Source organism: Pseudomonas sp. P9_2, from assembly GCF_034008255.1.
Taxonomy (GTDB): domain Bacteria; phylum Pseudomonadota; class Gammaproteobacteria; order Pseudomonadales; family Pseudomonadaceae; genus Aquipseudomonas; species Aquipseudomonas synxantha_A.
This window is the reverse complement of record NZ_CP125376.1, coordinates 374,263-390,843: the sequence shown is the minus strand read 5'-3', so window position 1 is coordinate 390,843 and position 16,581 is coordinate 374,263. Positions and strand designations below refer to the sequence as shown.

Below are 16,581 nucleotides of genomic sequence, written 5' to 3'. Positions count from 1 at the left end.
ACGGGTCGCGATGGTAGACCGGTCTGCCCCTCAACGGTCAATAAAGCCCCGCCCCAGGAACGGGCAGGGCCAACACCGATCACGGCATTACAAAGCGGCTTTCAAACCCACGACCTTTATGAGGGCATCAATCAAATCATCCAGTGTTGCGTAACGTTTGTTTTGCAACTTCGACCAATGATCATTATCAATATAGAACTGCCGCTGAGCATCATTTTTAATAGGGGTGGAATATATTTTTAAATCACCGGAACGGTGGAGTAGGGTGGCTTGAGGCGACGAAGCCTGTTGCTCAACCACGAAGTCACCTGCCGATACCAACCGCGCTCGGGGCGAAGCCGTAGCGGGGACAAATGTCAAATTGACTTCTTTCTTAAGTGCCTCGATCAACTGTTCGACCGTCTGGAAGCGCCTATTATCCATATTCCAACGTTTAATAAAGAACTTGTTATTGATGAAGTCCTGTTCAATAGGCGTGCGAACAATCTCTCCGTTTCCGGAATTGTGGACCAACCAGGTCTCAAAAGATGAAGGCCGTTCGATCAGGGCGTACTTGGCCTTGTTCAGCTGTGCGCTCGGCAGGCTCGCAGCGGAAACGTGGGACATATACGCATCGCCACTAAGTGCCTGGCTTACCTGTTCCAACGTTGTGAAACGTTTATCTTTCAATAGCGGAAACTCTTCAATAAAGAACTTCCCTGTGTCGTCAATTCTAATAGGGGCGCTCTCGTTCCCTCCGAAAGGGGTGCGGTAGACCACATTGGCTTCGGTGTTTGAGGGTTGCTCGATCAGGAAGTCGTCGACATTTCTCAGCCATGCCTGATCCGTTGCAGTTCTAGACGGCAGCGCGGGCGTACCGGCAATACCGACGTGCAACTTGAAATCACTGCGCAGGGCTCTTGTTCCGGAGGCGCCCGGCTCGGGCCCGACGATAGTCCATCCTCCCCGCTGCAGAGGTAATGCCTGGGAGGGAGGGACATCGAGTATCCTCAAGCTGACCGCTTCCTGCAGTTGCGCGATGCCCGGGACACCCAGGAACGTATCGCAGTGGGAGTCGCCTATGAGCGCTACCCAATTATGCGGGCCCTGTGCCAACTGGTCGGCCTTGATTACCTCATTGGCGAAATAGTTGAAAAGGTTCGTGCGGGCGTTGTTCGTGTTCATGCCTTTAACGTGATAGCTGGCCGTACAATCGAGCGCACGCACGCGAATGCCTGCCTTGTTCGCGGCTTTGACCACATTGGTGTAAGTATCGTCGCCGGTATAACGGGGCATTCGGCGGGCATCTAGCTGTTTCAGATAACGTTTCAGGTTTTCCGGCATTGTGCTCGTGAGGTTAAAAAGATCCAGCTCTGCCTGATGCAGGTCGGTGAGCAGGTGCTCCACGTACAATGTCTTGACGCCCTTCTGCTTCAACAGCTTCATATACTTGATCAGGAACCGTTTGCTGTAGGTATGAGAATGGACTTCGCCGATGAAAAGTCCGCGTATCTTTTTACACAGTTTCTCGATAAACGCCTCCTCAGTGGTCGCCGTGGCAAGGTCAGCGAAGTCGGCGCGTGGAGGTGGCGTGTATTCGGCAAAAGCTTTTTGGGCGGTTTCACCCAGGCTACTGCGTTTTTGCTTGAAAGCCTCGAATGCCGAATGGTCTGGGGCTCCAGTTGCAGGTGGGCGGGGCGTGTTAAAGCTGTCACGTGTAAGCAGCATGTCGTTCAGCGTTGGTTTATGCACCTCGGGCAGATCAAACTCACTGTAATGAGAGGCAGATGGGGGGACTTGTACCGCTCTCGAGGGATCTGCCGTCGGTAAGGTTTGTGAGGCTGGGGCCATTGTCAGCCTGTAGTCACCCCGGGATAGCGAGGGGGAGAATGTATCAGGCAGGATGCTCTCTACTTGGCCTGGGGCAACCTCCTCCACACGCAGGGCGACGGCATTCTGCAAATCGGCCAGGCCCGGCACCTCGTTCGTGCTCCCTATTCGAGCCTCATCAACCAGGGCGATCCAGCCATCTTCGTTTTGCCTAAGGGCTTTGTGGGAATAGAAGTTTCTAAGTTGGTTGGTGCGCGGAGCAAACCGCTCTAAGTTAGAAAGCTCCAGCACGTGTTCCATATGATAAGAACTCGAGGCGTCCACGCCGTCGATCGCGATCTTGTTCTTGTGGGCTTCAATCATCAGTTTACGGTAGGTAAAAGGCGCATTCTTGTCCCAGCCCAAGCTTGTGTCGACCTGCTCCAAATGCTTCTTGACCCGTTTCAAGGCATACGGGACATTGCCCGGGGTTTCGCCGTTGATGATTTTGAGTTTGTTCCGGAAGACATCTGCCGGCAGGTTTTCGATGCACACACGCCTGAGTCCTTGCGCTCTCAAGGCCGGCAGGCTTTCGATCAGTAATTGCTTACTGGCAACGCTGGCGTTGGGTGCGCCAATGATCAGCCTCATTTTGTGTCGGAACAGAGTGACAAGCGCAGTAGACCGGTTGGAATCCTGCGCTAGCTCCGGTAAGCCGGTGCGGTCCGGGCGCGCGGGAGGCGAGGTGTAAAGCGCTTGCGCATCTTTAGCCAGCTCATCCACCTGTTTGGAATAGCTGTCGCGTAGAGGCTTCAAATGAACATAGAACGCCGGAAATGCGTTCTCTTGAAGGACGTCGTCCGGGTGGGCGAGGGTTTCCAGGTACTCAAGGTCGAGCGCGCTTCTGAAGTACCTCCCTTGCTCGGGCGCAATCTCGTAGGGCACCAGTGACTGGTCGACCTCCTCCTGCAGTGGCATATGCGTCTGTCTGCTCCCTCCTCCCTTAATCCCGGAGCGTACCCAATTGCCATCGGTGTTCTTGATGACCAAACGTGTAGTCGACTGCATTTGCCCGGTGACTGGGTCATAGCGAAACAGCAGATGTCGCCCCAGAGAATCTGGTGTGTTCTTGATCCAGAGCGGTTTGCCCTTGAACATTACCGGTTGCATTCCAGCAGCAATCCCAGGGTCAATATCGTTGACCAGCGTGGCCTGCTTTATCGCTTTCGTCACCGGCCGGACAGGCAGTGCTTTAAGGGCCGGGCGAAAGTCAAACAGTACAGCACCGCCCACATTGGCCAGGTAGCCGATGTAGTGTTTCAAGGCGCCAGCCGTGTCCCCCTGTTGGTAGGCACTGATGGCGAGCATCGCGTCCTTGAACGCCAGCAAGCCACCCAGGCCCAGGCTCAATACGGGAAAAGGGATGGTGGCGATGACGGTGACCAGTTCGACGCACGTCCATAGAATCCCCGTGATCATCTCCGTGCGATTGACCGTGGTGGCAATCACATCATCAATTTTTCGCTGCAACACCATGTTGTAGAAGTCATTGCGCAGGTCGGTCAGGGTTGTGGCGGGGGTTGTGCGGTCATAGCGCGCCGGGCTGGGGGTCGTACGGTCAATCGTCTCGGGCAATCCGTCGCGGGCAGTCTTCAGAAATGTTCCGATCCGTACTTGGGATTGAACCGGCACCCGCCCTTGCAGGTAACCCGACACGCCGTCGACTTTTTTCAGCCAGTAGTTGAACAGCTTTGCCTCACGAAAGCTGATGCCATCGGGGGCGTTGGGGGTGTAGAGCAAAACCGGGTTGCCTGCATGGCTGAACAGGTAGTTGCCGATCACCCAATCGCCGTCAATCGTCAGGCGATGTACCTGATAAGTGGTGCGGGTCGCAGCCACCGTGCTGCCAAGGCTGTCGATGGCACGCTCTAGCCAGGTCAAGTCGACCCGGGCGATCAGGCCACGCAGGCAGCAATCGAGCGCCGCGTATTTCATCTGCAGTTGTGTAATCGCCAAGGTGGCGTCGCGGCGTTTGGCGTAACCGGGGCTGCTCGCGCTTTGCAATTTGGCGCGCACTTCGTCGGTGTAGCGTTGACCGATCCATACACCGGTCACCGACCGTGACACGTTTTGCGGGGTCAGGGGCCCCAGGTCGATGCCCTCCGGCCCGCTGAACGTGGCCGAGGTGGAGAATTTCGGGTCGATGAACCCGATGTTATCCGTGTAACCGTCTCTGTACAGCCGGGTATAGGTGATGGGCTTGGGCAGGTCACCCAACAGCGGCCACGGTGCCGAAATGTATACGGTGTCCGGGTCAACATCATTCTGAGGGCGGCCCAGCAGCGTATTCAGGCTGAGTTTGGCCTTGTCGTGCAGATAAGTATCGAAGGTAATGAAGTTGGCTTCAGAGTCGGGCAGGGCGTTATAGGTGCGCAAGGCACCTGCGGTATCTTCGGCAAGGCTGGTCAAACGGACTCGGTCTGCCGCCTGGACCGAGCGATACCATGGCGGCGTGCTGTAGTCGTAGTCGTCCTGTGCAGCGCTTTGCGCATGCACGACCATGGCGTCCAGGCAGACCCTGTGGGAGCACACAGGGCCGAATGTCACCTCTTCGTGTTCCTTTGCGTCGGACTTGAAGCCCAACCCTGCGAGGAACGTGCGCATCTTCGGGCGAAAACGCAGCGGGCATTGTTCCAACAGGTAGTCGCTCATGGTGCGACCCTTTAACCGCGTTTTGTCATCGGCCCAGCCGAGGATATGCGTCTGGCATTCGCGCTCGGTGGTGAATGCCAGGAACTGTCGCTCGCGTGGCGAATCCGGGGTGCACAACAGCAAACGCCGGATTTGGCCGTTGGCATCTTCCTCGCGCAATAACCACAGGTCTTTGAGTTGCGCACCATGCAGCAGCACGGTGCGTGCGCACAGGAGCGGGTTCGTACCGGCCCGCAACGTTTCGAACAAGGTATGGTCTGCCTGGCTCAGGTCGCCGCGCAACCGGGCGACAAAGGCAAGCAACACCAGGCGATGATCAAACACGTCGCGAGCAGCCTTTTTGAATTCAGTCTTGGCCTGCATTTCTTTTTGTAGCGCGGCAAAGTCCAGGCGCGGTTGCAGGCCTGGTTCGCGAAGCATGTTGAGCAGACCCTGCGCATCCAGATCGGCATGCTCGCCTTGCAGTGCCGCGTTCGCATAAGTGAGGGTGGTATTGGCCAAAAAGTCAGAGTCGGGTAACTCGTCGCCGGTATGCAGCCCGTCGTAGCTCAACTGCACCAGATTGCGGGTCTGCTCATAGGTGCCGAGATTGGCGACGTTGCGTCGGGTGGTGATGTTCAGATGGCGCGGGTCCAGGTCGTGGATTTCAAGCACTTCGTCCAGATATTCGGTCAACTGGAAAGCCGTCAGGGCTTGAGGCGAAGCGACAGGCCCCAGTAGCTCGATATAGGTAGCCCGAGCCTGATTGTAGTCCTGTATGCAACGACTCAGGGTTTGCTGGTCCGTCGCTGCCGCGTTGCGATACCAATCCGGCAGGCTGTTATAGACGCTGCGTTCGAGTAGCTGTTGGCGCCTGAACGTCAAGCGTGACGACAAGTCTGGCAGCGCTGCTGTCACCGCGTTGTCCAATGCTGACTTGAGCAGCGTTGCGTCGTGCAGCGGGTTTTCAACCAGGCTCAATGCCCATTCGATGTCCTGGCTGCGCTTGTCGATGATCGCGTTGTAGGTGTGTTCGAACAGTGGCTCGCCGTCAATGGGCAGCAATTGCAAGGGCCAGATATCGACGACATCCAGCGTTTGATAACGTACAGGCAAGTGTCGGCAGAACTCCGCTCGACCTGCCGGTAGCGCCAAAGCCGCCTTGAGGCTTTGGTCGAGCTGCACCAGAGAGTCGAAGGCCTCCAGCCCCCTGTTTGGCGTGAACAACAAGACCTGACCGAGGTTTTCTACCGACGTCAGGTTGTCCACGACTGGGCTGGACTTTCTCGTAAGAACGAAGGCCCCGGCAAATTCCACGGTTTTGTCCTGGTAGCTGAAAGTGAGCGAGTACATGCCAGGGCGAAAGGCCGGGCCTCGGGAGCAGTCTTCAACCATGCGCAGTTCGGCAGGGCTTAGCAGGTAATCGCGCACATCCAGCTTGGCTTGCTGCTCCAACGCGCCAAGACCGGCCGCCTGGGTGAGGTAGCTCTTACGGCCTTTATCGCCGACCGTGCTGACTTCATCAAGACCTTGCAGGTGGGTGTCCAAGTCGGTTCTGAGCTGGGCGAGCAAGGTTTTGCCGGCTTCTTGGGTGAGGTCCGCCTGCGTCAGTGCTTCAAACAAGCTGCGTGATCTGTTCAGCAGGATGTTGTTGGCGCTGATCAGGTTGGTGTTGAGTTTTTCCAGCGCAAGCAATTCGGGCGGCAATGCGACAGGCTCCTGGGTTTGCGTGCGCAGGTCAGGGTCGATTTCAAGCAGGTGCGTACGAATTTCCTGAAACGTCGATAAGGTTGGAGCGGGGCTCGGCGTGCTCATGGTCAAGGTTCTCATGCTGATGGAATGAACCATCAGCATGAGGTTTGGGCGGGTTGTGTCGGCGGTAACTATTCAAGGAGCCGGTCAAGGTAGCGTCGGTAATGACTGGCGATTCAGTCGAACAGTGTCGCTCCCGGGTGCGATCAGGCCGGGGCCTGATACTGATAAGTCGATAGGGGCTGTTTGTGGCGCTGTAGCGGGAATTCCCAGGCGATCAAGGCGCGCTGCATGACCGGCGTTATGCCTCAAGAAAGCACCTCCCTTGGGGGATACGTATTTCATCCAGGAGTCGATGTGAAAGCCGTTATCCAATGCATATTTCACCACCTCCGCTTTGGTGATGGGGGTGGTTCTAGGGATTTCCGGTCGCAGGTACAACCTGTCCCAGTCCAGAATATGTTGGTCGGTGATCTTGCCTTTCGCGCCCGATGAGAGATGGGCTAATCTTATTGAACGGGTCATGCCTGGCTCGGTCAACTTGCCGCTCCTTGAAACGTACCTCGCCCACACGGTTGGACTAATACGATGTGCGATTACAAAGGCGTCTGCGGCTGCCGTGGTTTCATCACCGAGCCCTACCCAGGTGCTGAAAAGCTCGTCTGTAAAAGGTTCGTACCCTTGCGTGGGGGCTGGCCTGAGTCTGGCTAGTCCCGCCGCGTTTATTTCGCCGCTTTGCCTTACATATTTGTTCCACGTCTTGACTGCGACCGCTCGGCTTTTGAAAAAGTCTGCGGGGTTCAGCGTTGTCAGGGGGTTGGCTGACTGGGCATTGGCGGCGACGTGAGCGTTCCAGTCCCTGAGAGCAACGGTGACTGCGCTGTCGACTTTTGGCCCTCCGCCGGGCACACGGTTCAGCGTGTCCAATGCCCAGGATTGGTTGGCCAGTTTGCGCAGCTTGAAAGACGTGCCCCCGCCGCGAGGGGTGAGTACCGGGACGACCAGCCCATGGGGGTCGTAGAGGTTGAACGAGTTCTGAATTCGAAACACCTGCTCTTTACCTTGCCCATCGGCGGCGTGGACCAACCAAGTGGGGGGATTGCTGGTGGTGCGATAGATGCCTGTGCCTTCGGACAGAGACGAGCCGGCCGGAATGCCATCCTTGACCACCAGGGCGGGAGACTCTTGTTGGAAGGCTGCCTCATAGGCCGTCAGGTCGGGCTTGCGCGTGTTTTTCGCGGGCCTGAGTAGCATCTGTAACGGCTTGATACCAATACCGGCGGTGCGTGCAGCTCCGCTGACCGTGGTGGTGGCTGTTGCGAACTCGAACAGGACCTGTCCGCTCCTCCTGCGTATAACCAACCCTGCAACGATTTGCCCCACTTTGCGTAAAGCCTGGACCGTGGTACTTCCCATCTGGCCCAGCCACTTGAAGGCGGAAGATGTCAGATGCCCGGCCCAGGGGAACCCACCTAGCACCGTCATCACGACTTCAACGCTGAACATCACTTTGTTAAGCGTGGACTGGTAGGTCAATTCCTCGTTGGTCACGCTTTCAGTATCGGTTTTGTCCAGCAAATACAGGTGGTTTTGCCGGTACAGCCCCTCCAGTACATCGCCTGGATAGGCGATCAGGCGATGATTGAGCAAGCGGGTGTTGGCGGGTAAACGTGCCTGCAGGTAAGCCTGCCAGGCCGAAGTGCGCATCAGTTTGATCAGTTCAGCTTCGCTGGCGACTTCCCTGAGCTCCACGCTGTCGGGCGCATGCGGGGTATAGAGCACCAGCATTTCATCGACGGCGGTGGAGAGTATCAAAACGCCGTTCACGGTTTGCCCGCCGCGTCCCTCGGGAGCGTCGTTGGCGGGGTTGAACATCAGGGCATTGACGATGATTGTCTGCCCGTCGACCGGTTGGCGTGCCTTGGGGTCGGTAGCGGCGAGCACTGCCGCCATCCAGGCGGCGCCTTTCTTTTGGGCGGGGTCACTGGCCAATACTGTGCTGTAGGCATCCGGACTCAGGCGGGCCAACAAGGTTGCATAGTCCAGGGTCGCCGCCTGGCTCGCCATCCAGGCTTTTTTCACGGCCGTCGCGGTCTGGGGGGCGAGGTGTTTTTTGAGGACGTTCTCGGTGTACGCGTGACCGATGTTCAGCTCTTTGACCCACAGTTCGAGGCGTTCCTTGTCCACGGTGATGGCTTTACCTTGGGCGTCACGTAGCCAGTTGCCCTGCGAGGTGGTCAGGGTGGCTTCCAACGTGTCGTCTTCTGTCCACGATAAGCTCCTGGTCCATGGTTTGTTGTTTTTCAGCAGCAGGTTGGTCAGGCTTATGGGGCTCGACCTCACAGTTTCATGTACTGAGCCAAAACCGGCACCGCCACTGATTCGGGTTCGCGTGGTACGGATGACCATCGTCTGGTCGGGGTCAATGCCCTGTGTGGGATAGTCTGGCAGGAACGCGCGTATCTTCACTAGCACCTGTTGCCTGGCATACTCGGCCAGTGTGGGAATCAGCGCGTTCCATTGTTTGCTCAGTTCGTTCTGTTTCTCGTCTGCGGTGCGTAGCTGGTCTTGCAGTGCCTTCTGGTCCGCTGGGTTCAGGCGCTTTTCCCAGTCTGGCCGCCAATGCTCCAGCAGCCGCTGGTTGCGTGCCACAAAGGCCTCTGCCATGTCCAACAGCTCGACCAGTTCTACACGGCCGTTGCTCTGGGGATCCGGTTCACCCTCGCTCAGGCCCAGGATGGCTTCGATATCAGACTGCTGCTTGTCCAGTAATGCCTGAATGCTGTCGGCGACAAAATCACGGGCTATCGGTGCAAAGGTGGTGCGCAGGTCACTGCCCCATAACCCGGTTTTGCCGCGCAGTACCAGCAGCGGCAAGCTGGCGATCAATAACCTGCCCGTGTCGCCACCGCTATCGATGCGTGCCTTGAGGGTGTCGTGCAGTGTTTGCAGGGTGGCAAATTCTTCAAAGCCCTGGCTCGGGGTATACAGCACTACCGTACCCGCTCCAGCTTCATGGGTACTGAGGTTTTTGTGCCTGTAGGGCCAATGGGGAAGTACCGGGCGGGAGTCGTCGCTGGAGGTCAGGACGAAGCTGCCGGGCAGGCGCGCACCCTCTGCGTCACCGGTGTTCAGTGTTAATTGATACACCCCTGGCCGGTTTGCGTGGCTGAAGCGGGCTTCACGACGGGCCTGGGTCGGGTAGTGCAGCGCGTGATCGATCAGCCGTTTGGCCTGCGGGCTCAAGGTATTGTCGGCCATACCCAGGCGCGCCTGCACCTCCAGGGCTTGACGGTGCACCTCTATCAGTCTGGCTTGTGGGCAGGCCAATTCAGGCGCTATGGGCGTCTGCCAGTAAGTGGTGATGTGTGCGGTCAACTTGGCCAGCAGGGCTTCTGCCAGGGCCGTCAGTGTGCCGGTGTAGGGGATCTGGTCGGCAGCGCTGAAAGCCGTGGCGCTGCTGAAGACGCCTTCGGTGTGGCTCGCTTGTTCCTGGGGTTCATCTTCCCAGCGCAATAAGGTGCAAAGCGCCTCCAACAAGGTTTGCGAGGATTCAAAATGGCGCTGGCCGTCGCTGTCGGTGCGGTAGCGGTTGACATACAAATCGACCGGTTTGGTTTCGTGGGCCAGTTGCGGGAAGGTCTCCTTGAGCAGGGCTGACAACACGCCCTCCAGCGAAGGGTGTTTGTCTGGGGCCAGTACGTATTCGATCTGCTGGTTGAGTGAGTTCCAAAGCTGTATCAACTGCGCCTGTTGTTCAGGGTCTGGCGGGGTGTGGGCGAGGACGGGCAAGGTCATTGGGTCTACCGGCGCAGGCAGGCGGGCGCGCAAGCTTGGGCTACCCTTGAGCGGCAGTGCCAGGGTCGCGCTCAGTGCGGTCGCCAAGGTGTCAAACGTGGTAGGGGTGGCGCTGAAGGCTTGGTCGATATCGGCATCTTGCTGGTCACGCTGGGCTTGCAGGCACGTGCTGAATACAGGGCCGGTAATCGGCGTGTAGCGCAAGTGCTGCCCACTGCGTAATCCTTCGTCGGCAAGGTGCCGCTGGCTGAGCGCAATGTTGATAAGCAGCCGGCTTTTATCGGCACCCGTCACCAGGCGTCTGCGCAGGGTGTTCTCCAAGGTGACGAAATGCTCGAATACCTCAACCCCGAATTGCGGGGTGTAGAGGACCGCCGGACGCGTCCCGTGCAATTGTTCGGTGAGTACGAAGCAGCCGTTCAGCGCCGCCGACCATTCGGGCTGGCGCGTTGAGTACAGGGTGATCGTCACCACCTGTGGCCGTGTGGCAGTGCCCGAGGTCTCATGGCGCACCAGGTTGTCGATCAACTGCCGGCCTTCGGTGTGTATCTTCAGGTGGGCCTTGGCTGCGGCAACGTTCGCCAGGGCTTGAGCGTCCGTGGGTTTTTTCTGCAACGCCTGCTCGGCCTTTGTGACCTCTTGCAGGGCGTCGTGGGTTTTCAGGTCCGACTCAAGCACGAACACTTCGCGTTGTTTTTGACTGATGGCCTCCAACACACTCAGCGCACCGGTGGTTGCCTGGGTAGACGTCCAGAACACATCGAGCCTGCGCGCGTACAGTGCCAGGCTGTCATGGTGCAGGTTGCTGATCAGTTGATTGAAGGCCGTGACCTCAAGCGCCGATATTTCGCCGTCGCGACCAGTGTCGTGAGCGCGTGTGTAGAAGCCCACGGCCTGCTCGACTACGCCGGTTTGCGGTGCCTTGGCATGCTCGGTCGGTATTTTGCCGGTGGCAATAGCCTCTTGCATAACCTGGGTCAGGTTATGCGTTCGGGTGACACGGGGCTTGGATTCGAGGCGGTCTGGAATGTCCGTTGTCGGGGGGGCGTACACATACTCGTTCAGGAAAACTGCATCGGGATCAAGCGGGGTACCGGGCACAAGGTTGGCCAGTGCCTGGCGCAAATGGGCAGCCATCAGCGTGGCGAAGTCCGGTTGGGCATCGAGCAGATGTTCAATGGCGGTGAGACATGCCGGTAACCGATATAGCAAGTCTTCGGCTGGCGGAAGGGTAAGTGACGACATAACCTGGGTTTCCTGTAGAGATAGGGTGACGGCACCCCATGTGAATCGAACGATCGACTCGACCTACACTACTTACCCAGGGTAAAGGGGCGGCCATACATAACCACAGCATGGGCCTTTCATCTCTGCATTCAGCTGAGGTTTGCTGGAACCAGAGGCGCGCCTGGTTCCAGCTCGCTTGTGCAATGGGAGTGAGGGTTACAACCCGGCGGCAACCATGGCCTCGCGGGTCAGGCGGCGGCCCAGTTCCTGTTCGTCGTAGAAACTCTTGAGAAACAGGCTCAAGTACAGTGCATCCGTCATAGGCTCGCGAGTCAGGACTTGCTCATGGGGGACATTCAGCGCGTCTGCCAGCTCGAGCAGGCGCTGCCGGAGTTGGGTACTGGTGGTCGAGCTTTTGCGCTCCGGTGGCAGTTGTTCATTGGCGGCCCAAGCGTTTTGAGCCAGGCGCAAGTCGTCGATGCTTTCACTGGCCTGTTGATGCTGGCATTTGATCTGTCGGAACGCCTCGGGACGGGTATTGACCAAGTAGTCTTTCCAGAAATACTGCTCAAGCATTTGGTTCACTAGCCCGTCGCCTTGCTCCTCTTCGATGACCTTGTTGTAGGCATTGACCAGTTGCGAGGTTGCGACATTGCCAGCATGGCGGTATAGCATGTGATCCGCCAGCCAAGGCAGATCCAGACGCTCCTTCAGGCCGGTCTGGTAGGCGCTGTACACTTCGACTTCATCCAGGGTGCCCGGAACACCGTTGACCACATCGGTGGTCAGCCGCAAAGGGGGACCTTCGCTGCCATCCTCATTGAGTGTGGAGGTGTTGAGGCGAGTCTGGATGTCTTTCTTGGCGATCTGGTTGACCTTGTCCAACCGGGCCTTTTGCTTGGCCAGCCGTACCAGCGCATCGGTCCGGGCTTGAGGGGTCGGCTCGCGCCATGCCTCCAGCTTCATGGCTTCGATACCCATGGCGTTGAACAGATGGGCGCCCGCATCGGCGCAGTGGGTCGGCATAGCGCTCAGGTTGAACAGCGCGGTGCGGGTTTGTTCGTCGCTGTCGGCGGCCCTTAGCAGGCGCAAGACATTGGTGCGCAATTGTCTGAGGTTCTGGTTGTAGCGCACCAGGTCGGCCGGGTCGTGGACGATCTCGGGGGCGGGTGGTCGCTGGCTTCTGATGACTTCAAAAAAACCCTGTGAGCCATGTTCCCGTTCGAGATCGTCCCAGATTTCCTGCCATCCCTGGCGTATTTCGGGTGTCAGGTGTTCGAGCCAGAATTGACTGTCCAGCTGGCCTCGGGGGGGATAGGTGCGATAAGGATCCAGGCCCGCGGCACGCCGGTAACTGACCATCCGATCCTCGGCGTCGCGTTCCAGCTTGTTGTTGTCCAGGCGTGCACGTGTCACCAGTTCGGCTTGCGCCGAACCGGGTTCGACAATCGGTACTTGGGTGATTGGCGTATTCAGCAAGTTCAGGTTGAAGTCGGGCGAGCGAGGCAGCTCGAACAACCCTATCGGCCAATCACGAATCTGAGTGTTGTTGAGTGCCAGTATGCACAATTCCGGCATGCGGCTAATGTCCGCCGGTGTGACCAGGTGTTCATTGTGCGAGAGGATCAATACCTTCAGGTGCTGCAATTGCCTGAGGTGTTCCAGGTTTTGCGCACGCCAGCGAATCGGGTTTTCGGACAGGCCCAGATGGGTGAGGCGACGCATACCGCTGACGGCCGCAGGGAAGGTCATCAGGTGCTTGCCGGTGATATCCAGCATACGCAGGTTAGGGAAATTGTGCAGGAACGGGCTGTCGGCATCCGTGAAGTCGGTGCCTGCCAGGTTGAGGTTGGTGATGTGGTTCAACGCGGTATCCAATCGGGGAAAGTTTTGTAGAAACCCGTAGATGGTTTCTCCACGCAGGTCCAGTTCGCTACCCACTCGGCGCTCGCCGAAGTCCGTTTCGTAACCTTGGGCCGATTGCTCCCAACTCTGCTGTATGAGTGTGCTCAGTCGTTTCCTGAACAGTTGCTCCGGCAGTGCTGCGCGACGCTTGCGGGTACCGGCGGCTGGCAGCTCCTGCCAATTTTCGAGTGCATCGAGCAGGTCTTTTTTCTGGGTTTCAAGCTCAGTGAGCAGACGCTTTCCCTCGGCCGAGTCCAGCGACAGGGCATAGGCCGCTACATCTTCTTCGGAAAGTGTCGGATACAGAGCCTTGAGGCGCTCGTCTACGCTGGCACGCCCCAGCCTACGGCGCAGGGCGCTGACTATTGGATGTTGCAGCAGATCCTGGATTTCCAGGGGGGCGACGGTGAAGACCGGCGGTTCGGCCAACACAGCGCGGCGTTCGGCGGGTGGTTGCAGGGTGCGTGTGAGCCACTGGCGCAATGCCTCGCCGTCACCCGGTGCAAAGCCCAGGGTGCCAGGGGGTACGGCTTGCAGCACGGCTTCATACAGGTCCCAGGTGTTATCGCCGCTGGCTTCATGGCGTGCATATCGCCCTGGCGCTGTGCATACCAGCAGCGTATCGGTCGCCGCCTCGTCCGGACCGACACGGCAACGCAGTTGCCCGCTGGGCACTTGCTCGCGGATACTCAGGCGCAGGTTCGCGAACGCGTCGCTGTGAATCCTCAAGGCATTGAGCAGCAGCCGTTCGGTATCGGGTGTGGGCGCGTTGCCCGGGTAGAAACCTTCGTAGGCGTGGGTGGTTTGTGCTTCGAACTGCAATTCCCTGGCCTGATACTTGAGCCGTAGCGGCAAACGCTTCTCGTCATTCATCAACTGCACTTCCGCCGGGCGGGCCTGGTTCAGTATCACTTGGGCCAGCGTGTCGGGCAGCTCGGGGAACTGGCGTTGCAGCAGTAACCCGTGGGCGCTTTTCGACTGGCGTTTGAAACCGTACAGGTGCTCGAAGATGTCCTCCTTGCGTGTGGTTATGTAACGGCTCAGCTGTTCACGCAGGATTTGCACCCGCGCGTCATTGTCGGCGGGCAAGGGCTGGTCGAGTAGAGCGGCAAGCTCGGTTGTGTCCAGAAAGTCTACGACTCGTGGGATTAGCCGGCCTGCCAATAACGCTTCACGGCTGATGGTCAGCGTCGATTCCTGAGTTGCCTGCATTGCGCCATGGTGCATCGGCTCGCCGCTCAGGTCGGCGGCCTCGAACACCGCGACGGCTTTATCAGCCGGCCAGCCAGGCATTCGCGTTACCATGTCGGCGGACCAATAGGCGGCTTCACCGTTGTCGGCGGAGGGTTCGCTGAGAGCGTCGATCTGCTGCCGCAGTTCCAAGCGATTCAGGGTATCGCTCAATAGCGGCGGCGGTGCCTGGTTTTCGGCGTACATATGCCTCAACGCGCCGGGTTCGGTGCCACTGATATCGTATAACTGTTGCAGGCGTGCAGGTGGCCAGGTGGCGGTGATGGGGCTCAGGCGCTGGAGCAGTTGTGAGTCGTCCCAGGCCCTGGGTTCTTCGCCCTCCAGCACGACGGCACCCTGACCGTTAAGCGCCACCTCGGGACGATAGGCGTGCGGGCGTTGTGGATGGATGATCCGGTGCCGGCCGGTGTCGGTTTCCTCGCTGACCTCGTAGTGCTTGTTCTCCAGGCGCAGGATTTTTTTGCCGGCGTGCGAGTGAAACCCATGGGCATCGGCTTTCGAACCGGGGGCCAGGGTTACGGCTTTTTGTTCATAGGGGCTCAAGTCCGCATGCCATAAACGGGTTTTGCCGTCAGCCAGCGTCACAGGCTTCAAACCCTCGACAAAGGGGGATAGCTTAAGATGGGCCAGTTGCCCGGCGGCGCCGAACGCGATCAGTTGCACCACGTTCTCCGTCACCCCTGCCACATGTTCAATGGCCTCTATGCCTTGGCCTTCGGCCCAATCCAACAATCCTTCGAACACCTCGTCGGCGAGTTGGTAAGCGGTATAGGCCAGCATCAATTCGCCCAAAAACGGAACGAAGGGGGTCACTACTAATAGCGCCGCGTTGAGAATGTCCGAGAAGATTTTTTCCAGATTGTCCCACCAGGCCCAACGTGCCATGCGGTCGGCGTAGGCGGTTGCGATCGCCAGTTCACGGGCATCGTTGAGGATTTTATTGAGACTTTGCTGATACAGGTGCTCCCACAGTGGCGTGCGTACACGCGTCACGCTGAACTGCAGGTTGGGGTTGTCGATGGGTGTTTCACGCCAGGTCGGCTGTGGATCGCCGGGCGCGTGCTGATGCCATTTCACCTGGCTCAAACGCGTGCCCAACTGGTTGAAAAAATGCCCCTGGTACTGATGCTCGACAAACCGGCTGAAGAATTGCTGATAGTCGGGCTGGCGCAGTTGCCCCGTCAGTGCCTGCATGAACTCCACCGTCGAGGCGTAGCGCTTGAGTGGGTGCTGCGGGTCATCCGGGATATAGGCGATCACGGGCGATGCCTGGCGACTGACTTCCAGGTCGGCGGCAATCAGTACCACGCCGGTCAAGGTGGCATCCATCAGGCTCAGGTCATGGCAGTGCGCGGCCTTGCCGTCGAGCGTCAGGTGTTGCTGGCCCTTGACCCAACCTGTGATCAACGCATGATCCAACGCCTGGATATCGCCCTTGATCAACGCCATGCGAGCGGCCACCGTGAGGGCGGCCTGCTGGTTGAGTAACACCTGGGCGCGCAGTACCCCTTCGACCACAGGTGCGGTGCGGCCGAGATAGTTCTCAAGGTGCTGTTGGTACTGGGCGCCGATGTCCAGGCCGCGAACCAGCGTTTTGAACTGCTGGATCGACAGCCGGGCTTTCAGGGGCAGGACTTCGAAATGGCCCAAGGCGTCGGGCTGGGTGATGAATTGCGAATCGGCGGTGAATGTCTCGTTGTCGGCAAAATTGTGCAGCGCCGCGTCCAGTAGCGACACCGTGCGGCTTTGCACACCACCTCTGAAATCCACGACCCACCATGCCTGGTTGGCCGGAGCATAGAGCCGCAGGTAGGTGCTGCGGACATCGACATCGAGGTTGTATTGCTGTATCAGCGCGGCTTTCAACAACGGTTCGGCGAAGCCTTTGAGGTCGGTGGCCGGGGCGAGTTTCTGGTCAATGAGGGTTTGGGTTTTCCAATGTTCGGCAATCGCGGTTTTCAATAATTGATGCTGGTGGGGCGAGGCGCTTTTGTACCAGGCCGCAATAGCTTTTCGGCTGGATTTCAAGGCGCTGACACGTGATGCCGACAGCGTCGTGATCCAGTCGGGCAAGGCCTTGCGAATGACGTCGTAGTGCTGGCCTTTATCTTCGTGTGTAGAGGGGGCAATGGCGGTCATGGCGTATGTCTGTAGTGGGACGGGCACTCA

At 58.4% G+C, this 16,581-nt stretch carries 3 protein-coding genes; all 3 read right to left on the bottom strand.

The window, feature by feature from the left end; genetic code table 11:
- Positions 1–87: 87 nt before the first annotated feature.
- Positions 88–6,333, bottom strand: coding sequence for a membrane-targeted effector domain-containing toxin (locus tag QMK52_RS01680; RefSeq protein ID WP_320403752.1), 6,246 nt, complete (start codon positions 6,331–6,333; stop codon positions 88–90).
- Between the two features lie 45 nt (positions 6,334–6,378).
- Positions 6,379–11,274, bottom strand: coding sequence for a hypothetical protein (locus QMK52_RS01675; protein ID WP_320403751.1), 4,896 nt, complete (start codon positions 11,272–11,274; stop codon positions 6,379–6,381).
- A 198-nt stretch (positions 11,275–11,472) separates the two neighbouring features.
- A complete protein-coding gene (locus QMK52_RS01670; RefSeq protein WP_320403750.1) occupies positions 11,473–16,551 on the bottom strand; it encodes a dermonecrotic toxin domain-containing protein in 5,079 nt (1,692 codons plus the stop codon).
- Positions 16,552–16,581: the final 30 nt, after the last annotated feature.

Coding starts and splice junctions, on each gene's coding strand:
- QMK52_RS01675 (WP_320403751.1), bottom strand. CDS start 11,274: ATGTCGTCACTTACCCTTCCGCCAGCCGAAGACTTGCTATATCGGTTA.
- QMK52_RS01670 (WP_320403750.1), bottom strand. CDS start 16,551: ATGACCGCCATTGCCCCCTCTACACACGAAGATAAAGGCCAGCACTAC.
- QMK52_RS01680 (WP_320403752.1), bottom strand. CDS start 6,333: ATGCTGATGGTTCATTCCATCAGCATGAGAACCTTGACCATGAGCACG.